Origin of the sequence: Streptomyces qinglanensis, assembly GCF_900111245.1 — a bacterium.
Classification (GTDB): Bacteria; Actinomycetota; Actinomycetes; order Streptomycetales; family Streptomycetaceae; genus Streptomyces; species Streptomyces qinglanensis.
This window is the reverse complement of the sequence record NZ_FOGO01000003.1, coordinates 424,390-437,901: the sequence shown is the minus strand read 5'-3', so window position 1 is coordinate 437,901 and position 13,512 is coordinate 424,390. Positions and strand designations below refer to the sequence as shown.

Annotated in this window: 11 protein-coding genes; 5 read left to right on the top strand and 6 right to left on the bottom strand. The window is 73.0% G+C overall.

The window, feature by feature from the left end; all coding sequences use genetic code 11:
• Positions 1 to 236 precede the first annotated feature (236 nt).
• Positions 237 to 965, bottom strand: coding sequence for a TetR/AcrR family transcriptional regulator (locus BMX65_RS08995; RefSeq protein WP_074999633.1), 729 nt, complete (start codon positions 963 to 965; stop codon positions 237 to 239).
• 101 nt (positions 966 to 1,066) lie between these two features.
• On the opposite strand from BMX65_RS08995, the gene BMX65_RS08990 reads away from it, so the two are divergent.
• Positions 1,067 to 1,927, top strand: a complete 861-nt coding sequence (locus tag BMX65_RS08990) for an SDR family oxidoreductase (RefSeq protein ID WP_074999632.1) — start codon at positions 1,067 to 1,069, stop codon at positions 1,925 to 1,927.
• 71 nt (positions 1,928 to 1,998) lie between these two features.
• Here BMX65_RS08990 and BMX65_RS32790 read toward each other — a convergent pair whose 3' ends face one another.
• Complete coding sequence (locus BMX65_RS32790) at positions 1,999 to 2,652, bottom strand: O-methyltransferase (RefSeq protein ID WP_074999631.1); 654 nt, start codon at positions 2,650 to 2,652, stop codon at positions 1,999 to 2,001.
• Between the two features lie 28 nt (positions 2,653 to 2,680).
• A complete protein-coding gene (locus tag BMX65_RS08980) occupies positions 2,681 to 3,610 on the bottom strand; it encodes an NAD(P)/FAD-dependent oxidoreductase (protein WP_074999630.1) in 930 nt (309 codons plus the stop codon).
• Positions 3,611 to 3,703: 93 nt separating this feature from the next.
• Between BMX65_RS08980 and BMX65_RS08975 the strand changes: the two genes are divergently transcribed.
• From BMX65_RS08975 to BMX65_RS08960, 4 genes are all read left to right on the top strand, one after another.
• Positions 3,704 to 4,366, top strand: a complete 663-nt coding sequence (locus tag BMX65_RS08975; protein WP_074999629.1) for an SAM-dependent methyltransferase — start codon at positions 3,704 to 3,706, stop codon at positions 4,364 to 4,366.
• Between the two features lie 48 nt (positions 4,367 to 4,414).
• Positions 4,415 to 5,023, top strand: coding sequence for a TetR/AcrR family transcriptional regulator (locus BMX65_RS08970; protein ID WP_074999628.1), 609 nt, complete (start codon positions 4,415 to 4,417; stop codon positions 5,021 to 5,023).
• 651 nt (positions 5,024 to 5,674) lie between these two features.
• The gene (locus BMX65_RS08965) at positions 5,675 to 6,685 is read left to right on the top strand and encodes a mechanosensitive ion channel family protein (RefSeq protein ID WP_107437431.1); all 1,011 of its coding nucleotides are present in this window, start codon (positions 5,675 to 5,677) and stop codon (positions 6,683 to 6,685) included.
• Between the two features lie 691 nt (positions 6,686 to 7,376).
• The gene (locus tag BMX65_RS08960; protein ID WP_162637634.1) at positions 7,377 to 10,520 is read left to right on the top strand and encodes a non-ribosomal peptide synthetase family protein; all 3,144 of its coding nucleotides are present in this window, start codon (positions 7,377 to 7,379) and stop codon (positions 10,518 to 10,520) included.
• A gap of 322 nt (positions 10,521 to 10,842) precedes the next feature.
• Here BMX65_RS08960 and BMX65_RS08955 read toward each other — a convergent pair whose 3' ends face one another.
• From BMX65_RS08955 to BMX65_RS08945, 3 genes are all read right to left on the bottom strand, one after another.
• Complete coding sequence (locus tag BMX65_RS08955) at positions 10,843 to 11,493, bottom strand: hypothetical protein (protein WP_074999626.1); 651 nt, start codon at positions 11,491 to 11,493, stop codon at positions 10,843 to 10,845.
• 203 nt (positions 11,494 to 11,696) lie between these two features.
• A complete protein-coding gene (locus BMX65_RS08950) occupies positions 11,697 to 12,704 on the bottom strand; it encodes a zinc-dependent alcohol dehydrogenase family protein (RefSeq protein WP_074999625.1) in 1,008 nt (335 codons plus the stop codon).
• A gap of 7 nt (positions 12,705 to 12,711) precedes the next feature.
• Entirely contained in the window at positions 12,712 to 13,509 is a 798-nt protein-coding gene (locus tag BMX65_RS08945) for a HisA/HisF-related TIM barrel protein (protein ID WP_074999624.1), read from the bottom strand.
• Between the last annotated feature and the right edge of the window lie 3 nt (positions 13,510 to 13,512).

The window sequence follows — 13,512 nt, the reverse complement described above, 5'->3', positions numbered from 1 at the left end:
GTCACGTACCTGTTGCGGTGGTGATGCTCGGGGTCCGTGATGCCTCCGGGAGCGAGGGGATTGCCGAGGCGGCCCGGCTTGCGGTCCCAGGGGCGTCGACCTGGTGGGTGCCGGTCCGGGAGGGCGTCTGCTGCCGCATGACCCTGACGACCCGACCGTCGTGAAGTCCGTGCCCGAGGCGCCGGGAGAGCGGGGCACGCGGTAGGCCCTGGCCGTCGGAGCCCCCGCCTCGGTGGTCAGGCCCGCTGCGCGCTGCGGTCCGACGCGAGGCGGGTGAGCCATTCGCGCAGCAGCCGCTGTTCGGCGTCGCTCAGCAGGCCCGTGTCGTCGGGGAGTGCGGCGCGCAGCGCGCGGGCTGCCGGGGCGGGGCCGGACTCCGCGGCCGGGACGGTCGGCTCGGCGCGGGTGACGGCGGCGACCATGGACTCGCGCAGGATCGTCAGCAGTGCCGGGGTGCGGCGCTCGGCGGGGGTGGAGTTCCAGGTGGTGACCGCGCCTTGGCCGGTTGCCCGGATGATCTGGACGGCGAGCTCCTCCTCGACCCGCAGCCACCCTCCGGCTGCCAGCCGGTGCACCCGTCCGCGGAGGATCTCCAGGCCCGCGCGATGGGCGGCGTCCGACCCGCGGCTGCTGGCCCTGTTCATCACCGCGAACAGTTCGGGGCGCGAGACGCCGAACTCCACCACCGTGTCCCAACTGCGGCGCAGGTCCTCCACCGGGTCCTCCGGAGCGGGGTCGAGCTGTGCGCGCTTGCTCTCCAGGAACTGCGCGTAGCCGTGTTCGGCGACCGCCTCCAGCAGCCCCTCCTTGTCGCCGAAGAGGCGGTAGATCGCCGGGGGCTGCATCCCGGCCGCGGCGGCCACCGCACGGGTGCTGACCGCTTCGGGTCCGCCGCCCTCCAGCAGTTCGACTGCCGCCTCGACGATGCGGTGGCGGGGGCTGTCGGCAGCGGTGTCATGGCGCATGAATCGATGGTATCGAAAGTTTGCTTCCACCGTTAGTTCCAGTGTTATCGTTCAAATGATTCCATCGGAAACACAGCGCGAACTGTTGGGAGACCCCACTCGTGATCATCGTGACCGGAGCCACCGGGAAGCTCGGCCGCCGCACCGTGGAGCGCCTGTTGGAGCGCGTCCCCGCCGGCCGCGTCGGCGTCAGCGTCCGCGACCCGCGCACGGCTCAGGACCTCGCCGAACGGGGCGTCCGTGTCCGGCGGGGCGACTTCGACGACCCTGCCTCGCTCGTGCACGCCTTCGAAGGCGCCGAGCAGGTCCTTCTCGTCTCCCTCGACCGGGCGGGCGAAGAGTGCGTCACCGGCCACCGTGCCGCCGTCGACGCGGCCGTACAGGCCGGCGTCGGCCGCATCCTCTACACCAGCCAGATGGGCGCCGCCCACGACTCCCTCTTCCAGCCCTGCCGCGACCACGCCCGGACGGAGGACCTTCTGCGGGCCACCGGCCTGCCCTGGACCGCGCTGCGCAACGGCTTCTACGCCGCCAGTGCCCTGCACTTCCTCGAATCCGCCCGGCACACCGGGGACATCGCCCTCCCCGCCGACGGTCCCGTCGCCTGGACCGGCCATGACGACCTCGCCGAGGCCGCCGCGGCGATCCTCTCCGACGAGGGCCGCTTCGAGGGGCCCACCCCGCCGCTCACCGGAGCGGCGGCCGCGGACTTCGCCGCCGTCGGCGAGATCGCGGCCCAGGTCACCGGTCGGGACTTCACCCGAACCGTGGTCCCCGACAGCACCTACCGCGAGCAGTCACGGGCGCACGGTGTCCCCGCGCCCGTCGCCGACCTGATGCTGAGCATCTTCGCGGCCGCGCGGAACGACGAGTTCGGCGCCCTCGACCCGACGCTGGCCGAACTGATCGGCCGGGAGCCCGCCTCCTTCCGCACTCTGCTGGAGCATGCCTGGAGCGCATAGACCCGACGGGGCGCGCCCGCCGCGGCACGCCCCGGGCCCCCTGCCCCGGCCGCTCCAGGTACGGGGCCTGTCTACCGGCCGTGCGCGGGGGAGTGGAGGCGGAAGAGGTAGGCGGTGGCCGGGTGGGTGTAGGCGGTTCCGCTGCCTGCGGCGTGGAGTTGTTCGCGGGTGGGGTGGGGCGGGCGCTTGGGTTGCAGGCAGCGGTCGAGGTCGTCGGTGGTGAGGCGAGGGCGGCCGGGGTCGCGGCCGGGGTCGAGGTGCAGGACGGCGGCGAGCCGGTAGCGGGGGTCGAGGTGGGCGAGACCGGCGTCGGCGTGGCTGTTGTTGGCCAGGAGCCAGCCCCCTGGGCGCAGGCAGCGGGTGGCGTGCTCGGAGACGGGGCCCGCGTACAGGGACAGCACCAGGTCCCACTCGGCTTCGGGCAGCTCCGCCAGGGTGCGGGTGTAGTCGCCGGGTACGAAGGTGATGCGGGGGTGTTCGGGGTACTCCTTGCGCCGGGCGGCGAGCGCGGTGGCATCGGAGCCCTGGAAGGCCCGGCGGGCGCGGGCGTCGGCGTCGAGGTAGGTGACGTCGGGCCAGACGGTGGAGGGGGCGAGGTCGAGGTAGCTGCCGGGGTAGAGGACGCGGCGGGCTCCGGTGTGGGCTGCAACGGCCCGGTAGAGGGAGGTGCGGTCGCCGAGGTGGTCGCGTCGGTCGAGGTAGGCGGTGAAGTCCTGCTCGGGCACGGGGTGTTCCTGCCGGGTGTCGGGGCCGTCAGGCCAGGCGGGCGAAGTGGATGGCGTCGGCGGCCGCGCTTCCGGCGGTCACGGCGGGGACGACTCCCTGCTCCCAGGTCCTGCCGGTCAGGTCGCCGGCGGCGTAGAGGCCGGGGATGCTGGTCCGGTGGCCGTCGTCCACGGTGACGCAGCCGCCGCTCAGGGCGAGGCCGTGCTCGGCTGCCAGGCGCTCGACGAGCGGGACCTGGCGCTGGGGCCGGGGCCACAGCAGGGTCTGGCGCTCCAGGAGGGTTCCGTCGGCCAGTTCCACGGCGTGCAGGTCGCCGTCGCTGTGGTGCAGGCGGGTGATCTCGCCCTGGACGAGGTCGCTGCCCTGCTCGCGCAGGGCCCGGCGCACTTCTTCGGCGCCGGGCAGTGCGGTCGGGGCGACGGCGACGGTGTCGCCGGTCCAGGCGCGGAAGGCGGTGGCGGCCATGCGGAGGTAGCGGGGTTCGTCGGAGACCAGGGCCCAGGTGCGGTCGGCGTTCTCCTCGCCGATGCAGAACGGGCAGTGGATCACCGTGCGGCCCCAGCAGGCGGCGAAGCCCTCCACGCCGTCGGGGTGCCGGTCGATGACGCCGGTGGCCAGGACGGCGTTCCGGGCCCAGGTGGTGGTCCCGTCGTCCGCGCGCACGGTGAATCCGTCGTCGCCCAGGGGGATGAGCTCGCTGACCGTGGCGGGGAGCCGCCGGGCCAGTCCGTACCGGTCCAGCTCTTCCCAGGCGCGGGAGCGCAGCTCGTCGGGGGTGGCGCCCTCCATGCCGATCAGGCCGTGCACGCCGCGGGAGGTGGCGTTGCGAGGCGGGGCGGGGGACTCGACGACCAGGGTGCGGTGGCGGTAGCGGGTGAGGGTCTGCGCGGCGGTCAGCCCCGCGGGGCCGCCGCCGATGATCACGGTGTCGTACTGGGCGCTGCGGTGGTGGTGCACGGGGTGCCTCCGGAAGAGCTTGACGGCGAATGACCGTTGGTCATACTACTGACCAACGGTCATTCAAGCGCTCTCATTCCCGCCGGAGGAACTGTGACCCACGACACTCCTGCCACTGATCACGCCCACGGGCCCGGGGCCGCCGCCCACCCGGATTTCGCGTGGGACGACCTCTACACCGGGGACGGCAGCGACACCGCCGATCCCGACCCGATGCTCCTCGCCCCCGCCCACGACCTCCCGCCGGGAAGGGCCCTGGACCTGGGCTGCGGGGCCGGCGGCAACGCCCTGGCGCTCGCCGAACGCGGCTGGCGCGTCACCGGTGTGGACCTCGCGCCCCGTGCCATCGCCTCCACCCGCGCCGGAGCCTGCGCCCGCGGCCTGGTGGACCGGATCGAACTCGCCGTCGCCGACAGCGCCACCTGGCGGCCCCGGACCGCCTACGACTTCGCCCTCAGCTCCTACGCGCTGCCGCCCCGCGGCCCAGGCCGCACCGCCACCCTGGCCACTCTGGCCGCCGCGCTCGCCCCGGACGGGACCCTGGCCCTCGGCGAATGGGACGAGGAGGTCTGCGACTGGGCCGAACCCGGCGATCTGGCCACCCTCGCCGAGCTGACCGAAGCCTTCACCGGCCTCGGCCTGGAGATCGTGCGCGCCACCCGGCAGGCCGTACCGCGCATCCAGCACCCCGGCGAGGAGCACGCGGTCATCGTCGTCGCCCGCAAACCCCGTGACACCCTGGGGGTCACCGGCTGACCGACCACCGGTCGGCAAGCCGGTTCACCTGACGACGAAGGAGGGACCGTGCCCGCGGACCAGTCCGCCCCCGCCCAGCCCGCCGGCCGCTTCCAGCCCCCGGACGTGCGCCGCCGCCAGATCCTCGACGCCACGGCCGCCCTGCTCCTGGACGACGGCTACGAGGCGCTGACCGTCAGCAAGGTCGCCGCCCGCGCCGGGGTCGCCAAGGGCACGGTCTACCTCTACTTCGACTCCAAGCACGAACTCCTGGCAGCCCTCCAGGCCGAGATGTGGGACCGCATGCTCCAGCAACCCACCGCTCTCCTGGAACAGCCCGGCCTGACCTGGACCGAACGGCTCGACGGGCTCGTCGCCGCCTGGATCACAGCGGAGCAGGACCACCACGAGCTCTACCACCGGCTCTTCCACGAACCCGGCGGCGCAGTCGGTGAGGAACCCATGACCGCCGCCCGCGACCTGCTCGTCAGCCTCCTCACGCAGGGCCGTGCCGCAGGCGAGTTCGATGTCCCCGACCCCGAACTCACCGCCGATTTCCTGACCCACGCCTACACCGGGCCCTGCCACCACACCGCGCCCGACACCGACATCACCGCCGCCGTGCAGAGGCTCTTCCGCCGTGTCGTCGCCGCCCGCCCGCCGGTCCCGCCGCGCTGAAGCCGAGGCGCCGCGGCGCGGTCGGGTGGTAACCGGACCGGCCCGCTCTGCGGGGTGGTGCCGGAGCCGTGTCCGCGTGGCGCGGATCCGCCCGGTGGCGGCTGGAGGAGGGGCTGGGCAGGAGCTGCGAACACCATGCAGGGGGCCGGTCCGCCGGTGCAGCACGACGGGGCGCGGCGCCGCGTCGCCGCTGCCGGCCCGAACCGGCTGTGGCCCGGCCCGCCGCCCCGAACCGGCTGTGGCCCGGCCCGCCCGCCCGAACCGGGTGTGGTCCGCCGCCCCGAACCGGGTGTGGTCCGACGGTCCGAACCGGGTGTGGTCCGCCGGTCCGAACCGGGTGTGGTCCGCCGGTCCCACCGGACAGCGGGCGGGGATTCGGTGCGGAACACGCGCTTTCCGTGCGGAATGCGCGTCGAAAGTCATGTGCGCGTAGGCCGCCGGAAAAGGGCGCGAAGGAGCGGCGCTTGACGCCGGCCGGTGGGCGCACTTCCGTGCATCGGACCCGAGTTCGATTGCGATCCGTTCTTCCGTGCATGACGTTCACGTCGTTCACGTCCGGTCTTCACGTTTTTTGACCCGGTTGCCGGGCCCCGGCTACGGTCACTGGCGCGAAAAATCCAGCCGTCAATGAAGAGTGGAGCAGTCTTTCTCGTGTCACTTTCCGACGCGTCGGCGTCCTACCTGCTCAGTGGTGACATGCAACAGGCCATGACCGCCCCGGACTGGCTGCGCGACAACGTGGACACTCTCATAGGCGTGCCGTTGCGCATCCTGCTCATCGTCGTAGGCATGGCAATAGTCCGCATGCTGGCCAAGAAGGGCATCAAGCATGTGGTGAAGCGCATCCTGGAGCCGTCCGAGGAGCGGGAGACCGGACCGCGCCCGTCCGGCCGGGGTCCGGCGGTGCTGCAGCGGGACCGGTCCCGGGCCCAGGAGCGGCGCGAGCAGCGGGCCAGGACCATCGGGTCGGTACTGAGCAGCATCGTCACGGTCGTCGTCGGGGTCATGGGCGCGGCGATGGTTCTCGACCAGGTCGGTATCGCGCTCGGCCCGCTGCTGGCCAGTGCCGGTGTGGTGGGCCTGGCGATCGGCTTCGGCGCGCAGAGCCTGGTGGCCGACTACCTGTCCGGCATGCTCATCATGCTGGAGGACCAGTACGGAGTGGGCGACTCGGTGGACCTGGGCGAGGCCATCGGTGAGGTCGAGCACGTGGGCCTGCGGCTCACCCAGATCCGCGACCTCAACGGCGGCCTGTGGCACATCCGCAACGGTGAGATCCTGCGGGTCCGCAACGACAGCCAGGAGTGGGCCCGCGCCGTCCTCGACGTCTCCGTGGCCTACGAGTCCAACCTCGACACCGTCTGCAGCGTCCTGGAGGCGGCCGGCCGGGAGATGCGGGAGGACCCCCGCTTCGCGGGCATGCTCCTGGAGGACCCGTCCGTCTGGGGCGTGCAGTCCCTGGACGCCGACGGTGTGCTCGTGCGCATCGCCGTCAAGACGGCCCCGCTCAAGCAGTGGGGCGTCACCCGCGAGCTGCGCCGCCGGGTCAAGGAGGCGCTGGAGGTCGCCGGGGTCGACATCCCCTTCCCGCAGCGGACCGTGTGGGTGCGCGGCGACAACGACGGCAGCACCGAGTCCGCGTCCCTGCCCGCTCCTCGCTGACCCGTCGGTCCGGCGCCTGCCGCCTGCGGCGGCAACTCCCGGCCGCAGGCGGCCGCCGAGAGCCCGGCCCCGGCGCCGTCGGTCCCCGAATCGCGGGCGGGGCCGGGGCATGTCCGACGTGCCCCGGCCCCGCCCGCGTGCTGTCGGAGGGTGCAGCGCAGGGCATCGGCCGCCCGGATGCGGGGGCGCTTCCCCGTGCTGCCGCAGCAGTCGGCCGGTGCGCACCGACGGTCCGGGGCGGCGGACGGACAGGCCGCCGCCCGGGAGCCGGGCGCAGAATCCGTGCCCGGATTCCCGGAAAGCCCGGAGCGGCGTCGTGGAATCCGCCGCGTATTCCGTTCGCCGAAAATTGTGTCCGGGCCGGGAGGCGCTTCCGGGAATTCGGCGCGACCTGGACAAGGGGCGGGCCGCCGGAACGGCCCGCCACCGGATTCGGCGAGCGTCCGCGGCCCTCGCGAAACGCGGTCCGGCGTGCCGGAGCGGAGAACGCCCGCTCTGCCGCGGCCGGTTTCACCGGCCGGGCGGCCGGGTTCATCGTGTTCACGGGTCGGGACACCGACGGCCGTGGCGGCGTGGGCCAGGGCGGCGCACGGTGGGAGAGACTCCCGGTCCTCCCTCCCGGCGCCGCTGCGCAAGCGGCACGCGGGAAGAGCCGGGGGCCTCCGGAATTCCCGTGCAGAAGGAGGACGCGATGCCGCGGGCGCAGAAACGAACGGAATCCCCTTCCACCGAGTGGATACGGCGGTGGAACGCCACCCGGACCGACTATCCGCGGGAGGCGACCGCACACGAACTCTTCCGCCGCCAGGCCGAGGCCACGCCGCACGCGGTGGCGCTCTCACCGGAATCCGGCGAGGACATCGACTACGCCGGACTCCGCCGCCGGGTCGACCGGCTGGCCGGCCTGCTGCAGGAATCCGGCGCCGGTCCCGGAGAGATCGTCGCGGTCTGCGTCGAGCGGTCCGTGGCAGGCTACGTGGCCCTGCTGGCGGTGCTGCGCTCCGGCGCGGCGTACCTGCCGGTGGACATGGAGTTCCCGCGGGAGCGGATCGAGGGGATACTCCAGGACGCCGGGTGCCGCATCGCCCTCACCGTGGCCGAGCACCGCACCCGGATACCCGAGGGGCTGACGGTCTTGGATCTGGACGCGCTCCCCGAGCACGCCCCGGTGCCCCGAGAACATGAGCAGTCAGCGGAAGACCCCGCCTACGTCCTGTACACCTCCGGCTCGACGGGGACTCCGAAGGGCGTGGTCGTGCCGCACCGCGGAATCGTGCGCCTGGTCCGGGGCACCGACTTCCTGGGGATCCGCGCGGACGACGTCATGTGCGGAACGGTCAACCTCACCTTCGACCTCTCGGTCCTCGACCTCTTCGGGCCGCTGCTGAACGGGGCCCGGCTGGCGATCCCCGACCAGGAGACGCTGCTCTCGCCGCGACGGCTGGAGGACTTCCTCCAGCGGGAGCGGGCGACACTGATGTGGCTGGGGGCCGCCCTCTTCCACCAGATGGCGGCTGCCCGGCCGGCGATGTTCGGCACGCTGCGATGTCTGGTCGCCGGGGGCGAGGCGCTGAACCCCTCCGCGGTCCGAGCCGTCCTGCGGAACGGCCCGCCCGCGCAGCTCGTCGACGGGTACGGTCCGACCGAGAACTCCGTGATCAGCACCGCGTACGTCGTCGACGAACTGCCCCCCGAGGCCGAAACGGTGCCCATCGGCACGCCGATAGCCAACTCCACGGCGTATGTGCTGCGGGACAGCGGTTCGCTCGCCGACATCGGCGAGGAGGGCGAACTGTGGGTCGGTGGGGACGGGGTGGCGCTCGGCTACCTCGGCAAGCCGGAGCTGACGGAGGAGCGGTTCGTCCCCGACCCCTTCTCCGACCGTCCGGGCGACCGCCTCTACCGCACGGGTGACATGGCCCGGCTGCGCGCCGACGGGGTGCTGGAGTTCCTGGGGCGGCGGGACCGGCAGGTGAAGCTGGGCGGCTTCCGGGTCGAACTGCGGGAGGTCGAAATCGTGTTGTCAGCACATCCGGAGGTGGAGGAGTCCGCGGTGGCGCTGGCGGAGGAGAACGGGGACCGGCTCCGGGCATGGGTGGTGGCCGCCGGTGAGCACGAGGGGGCGGAACGGGATCTGCCGATGCGGCTGCGCCGCTACCTGCGCGACCGCCTGCCGGTCTTCATGGTGCCGGTGCAGATCAGCGTGGTGGACGCCATGCCCGTCAACTCCAGCGGCAAAGTGGACCGCAGCGCACTTCCGGACGGCGGCGACGAGAAGCTGCCGGAGGAGCAGCGCCCGCGGGGCGTGCACGAGGAGGCCGTCGCCCAGGTGTGGCGGCAGGTGCTGGGCCTTCCCTCCGTCGGTCGCGACGACGGATTCTTCGCGCTGGGCGGACAGTCCCTGCAGGTGGCCCAGAGCGCGGCAGCCCTGGGCGAGCGCCTGGATCTGCCCGACAAAGCGGGCTCCTGGCTGATCCGCCTGCTGCTGGACAACCCCTCGCTGGCCCAGCTCGCCCAGCGGCTCGAAAGGGTGCGCGCGGGTGAGGAACCTCCCCAGGTGCGGCACGGCGCAGAGCTCGAACGGGATGCCGAGCTCCCCTCCGGGCTGCGTTTCGACGCGCCCCCGGCCGGCGACCCGAGGCGTCCGCGCCGGCCGCTGCTCACCGGCGCCACCGGCTTCCTCGGTGTCTTCCTCCTCGACCGGCTGGTCGCGGCAGGGGTACCCGAGGTCTGGTGCCTGGTGCGTGCCGACGACGAGGAGCACGCCCGCCGCCGGATCGCCAACCGCATGCGGCGGTACGGACTGGACTACGAGAAGGTCGACTCCCATGTCGTACCGGTGCCGGGCGACATCTCCGAACCGCGACTCGGCAGGGGACCGGACGGGTTCGACGACCTGGCCCGCCGGGTCGACAGCATCGTGCACGCCGGCTCGTTGATCAACTTCGCCTATCCGTACGAGGTGCTGCGCCGCACCAATGTCGCGGGCGCCCGGACGCTCCTGGAACTGGCCACGACCCACACCCTCAAGCCCGTGCACCACATCTCGTCCATCGTCACCCTCGCCGGGTTCGGCACCGCCGGAGTCCGCCATGTCACCGAGGACCAGCTCCCGGAACACGGCGACCGGCTCAGCCTCGGCTACGCGGAGAGCAAATGGGTGGTCGAGCGCATGATGCTCGCAGCGGCCGGACGGGGACTGCCGCTGACCATGCACCGGCCCTACGAGATCACCGGGACGCGGGATCGCGGTATCTGGAACACCGACACCCTCATGTGCGCCTGGTTCCGCACGATCGCGGAGACCGGGCTGGCTCCCGACGTGGAACTGCCCCTGGATTTCGTGCCCGTGGACTACACGGCGGACGCCATCGTCCACATTCTGCGCAGCCGGCAGCCCGACGGCCGCACCTACCACCTCACCAACCCCCGCGACGCACGGCTGCGGCTCCTGGTCGAACGGCTGCGTGCGATGGGCTATCCGGTGCGCTGGATCCCCTACCAGGAGTGGACCGCGGAGATCACCGCGCTCACCCGCAAGGACCCGCATCACCCCATGACGCCTTTCATGCACATGTTCCACGACGAGGCGGCGGACAGCGACATCACCGTGAAGGAGATGTACTTCGCCGACGTCTATCCCGCTCTCGACCGGAGCAACACGGAACGGGCCACGCAGGACGCGGGGCTGGAGCTGCCGCCGGTGGACGCCCGGCTCATCGACCTGTACCTCCAGTACTTCATCGACTCGGGGTTCCTCGCCCGCCCGGCCCCCGGCGGACGGCCGGACGGTGCGGACCGCGCCGCCGGCGAAGCCGGCACCGCCACCGGCTGAGGGCCGGCCGGCGAGCGGCGCAGCAGCCCGGGGCGTTCCGGTTCTCCGGACGCCCCGGGCCGCGGCGTTCCGCTGAGGAACGGCTCCGCTCCGGGCCGGGGGACGCCGGGCCGGGACCGGGGCGGGACCGAGCCAGGACCGAGGCGCCCCGCTGAGGCGGCCCGGCTGTCTACCGGACCGAGCCCCGGAGCGGTCACGGCGCCGGGGACCGGAGCGGGCACGGGAGAGCGCACAGAGCGGTCGGCCGCCGCGTGTGGTGACGCGCGGCGGCCGACCGGGGGAGGGGAGCTGCCGCGACGCACCGCCGCGGCAGCTCCCCTCCTCACCCCTCGGTCACGTAGCTCCAGTAACCGTTCAGGACGTCCTCCACGTGGTGGGCCGTCCTCAGCACCCGGTCGGCGGACTCCCCCTGGGACAGGCCCCAGTTCACGACGCGCACCGTTCCCTCGGTGATGTCGGCAGCGGGCTCGGCACCCCAGGACCGCAGGTACGCGAGGACGGCCGGTGGGACGTCCTCGCGGCCGTCGCACGCCGTGGCGAGCCGCGCGAAGATCGCACACCAGGCCACGAGGTCGGCGTGCATGTACAGCGCGGCCTCGGCCGGCCGCGCGTGCGGCCCGAGCCAGCTCAGCAGACGCAGCGCCCGGTGCTGGCGCCCGTCGGCGGGGTCCGGCGCCAGCCCGTCCGCTTCGAGACCGACGGCAGTGGCCGCCTCGCGGAGCAGCCCTCGTGCCTGGGCCACCTTGTGGGCCAGCAGAGAGAAGTGCGCTGCCGGTGTTTCGTGCCGGAACCGGGTCACCAGTGCGCTGCAGGCCGGTAATTCGACCTCCTGGCACTGGAACTCGGAGATCACCAGCCGCTGGATCTGATCCGCGGTCGCCTGGCCGCGCCGCATGTGCGCGACCATGGCGTTCTCCTGGACGAGACCTTCCAGGTACGGCTGCATCTCGGTCATCAGGGTCTCTGCAGTCATGCGTGACTCCTTTCTTGCCGGACTTCTTGCCGGACTTCTTGCCGGGTCTCCTCCCGGATCGGCCTGCCGCGTCGGCTCGGCGCGAGCTTCGGGCGCCTCCGCCGAGTACGGGGAGCGGGAGCGGAGCTGCCGTGGCACCGGGTCGGCGTGCCGAGCGGTGCGGTGGGAGGCAGGTGCCGGGGTGCGCGGCCCCGCGGCGGCTGTCAGCCGGTCAGGACGATCCTGCCGGTACGGCGGGGACGCATGTGGTGGGCGACCGCCTCGGCCACCTCCGCCAGGTCGTAGCGCGCGGCCACCGGCGCTGTCAGCAGTCCCCGGCGCACGTCCTCGACGACGCGCTTGGTCAGGCGGTCGACCGTGCCCGGGTCGAGGGACCGCAGGCGTTCGGGGAGCCAGAAGCCCCTGATGACGACGTCGCGGAACACCAGGTCCTCCAGCGGCACCGGGAGCGGCTGCCCCGAGAGCAGGCCGTACACCACGAACCGTCCGCCGTCGCGCAGGGCAGACAGCGCCGCGCGCCCGACACCGCCTCCGACCGCGTCCAGCACCGCCGCGACCGTGCGGTCTTCCCCCGCGGCTTCCAGCCGGGATCCGACGGAGCCGCCGTCGGTACCCACCACCACCTGCTCGGCGCCGGCCGCCAGCAGCGGCCCGGTGTGCACCGGGTGCCGCACCACGCAGACGCACCGGATCCCGCGCTCGCCCGCCAGCCGGGTGAGCATCCGGCCGAGAGCGCTGGACGCACCTGTCAGGAGCAGGGACTCGCCCGGCTCCAGAGCCAGGTCCCGCAGCAGCAGATGAGCTGTGAAGGGGTTGACGGTGAGCTGGCAGGCCGTCTCCCACGGCAGGTCCGGAGGGACCGGAAGCACCTCGTCCTCCGCGACGGTGAGGTATTCGCTCCAGGTTCCGGCAGCGGCGACGGCCACCCGTGTGCCGGGCCGCAGCCGGGTGCCCGGACCCGCCCGGTCCACTTCGCCGGCCCCCTCGAAGCCGACCGGTGCGCAGGGCGGAGCATCCGGGAGCCGGCCGGCCGGGGAGAAGTCGGCGGGCCTGCCGTACCGTCCCTGGACGAAGAGCAGGTCCGAAGGGTTCACCGGGCGGGCCCGCAGACGCACCCGGACCTGTCCCTCCCGCGGTTCGGGCACCGGTGCTTCGGAGAGCCGCAACTCGGTTGCCGGGTCGCCGTAGCGCCCGAAGACGACGGAGCGCACGGTGCTGTCACCGCGCCGCAGCGCTGGTGAGGAGGGCGTCGTGGACCTGCGCGACACTGTGCCGGCCCGCGTGCAGCATCTTGTTCAACAGGACGTATGCCGCGCGGCCCTCGGTCACCGCGGGACGCAGATGCGCAAGAGTGCCGCAGCCGCCGGAGGCGATGACCGGCAGGCCGCTGCTGTCGGCGACGGCCCGGGTGAGACCGATGTCGAAACCTTCCCCGGTGCCCTCCCGGTCCAGGCTGTTGGCCAACAGCGCTCCCAGCTCCAGCTCGGCCATTCCGCGGGCCACCTCCAGGACGTCGACGGAGGTCTCCCGCTGTCCGTCGTGCGTGCAGGCCCGCCAGCGCTGCTCGCCCGTGCGGCGGCTGTTGATCACTCCCATGAAGCGGTGTCCGCCCAGGGCACGGGTCGCGGCACGGACGGTCTCCGGCTCCTCCAGGAAGCTGGTGCTCACCGAGACGACATCGGCTCCGGCGTCCAGCAGCCGTTCCGCGTGCTCCACCGAGGGCAGCACTCCGTGTCCCACCGAGACGAGCAGTTGATCGATGCCGGTCCTCCGCACCTCCCGCAGCAGAGGGACCAGATATCCGGTGTCGGCCCAGGGGTCGACGACGTCGAGGAAGACCTTCCGGGCGCCGCCCCGGCAGTAGTGCCTCGCCAGGTCCGCGACGCTGCCGGGGTCGCCCAGGCCGGGAACGGCGCTGGGTTCCGTCGTCCGGCCGTGCGACACGTCGATGCACGGGATCAGCAAGGATCCGGTGCGCGGGGACACCTCGCGGAAGGGGCGTGCGGTGGATCGCATGGG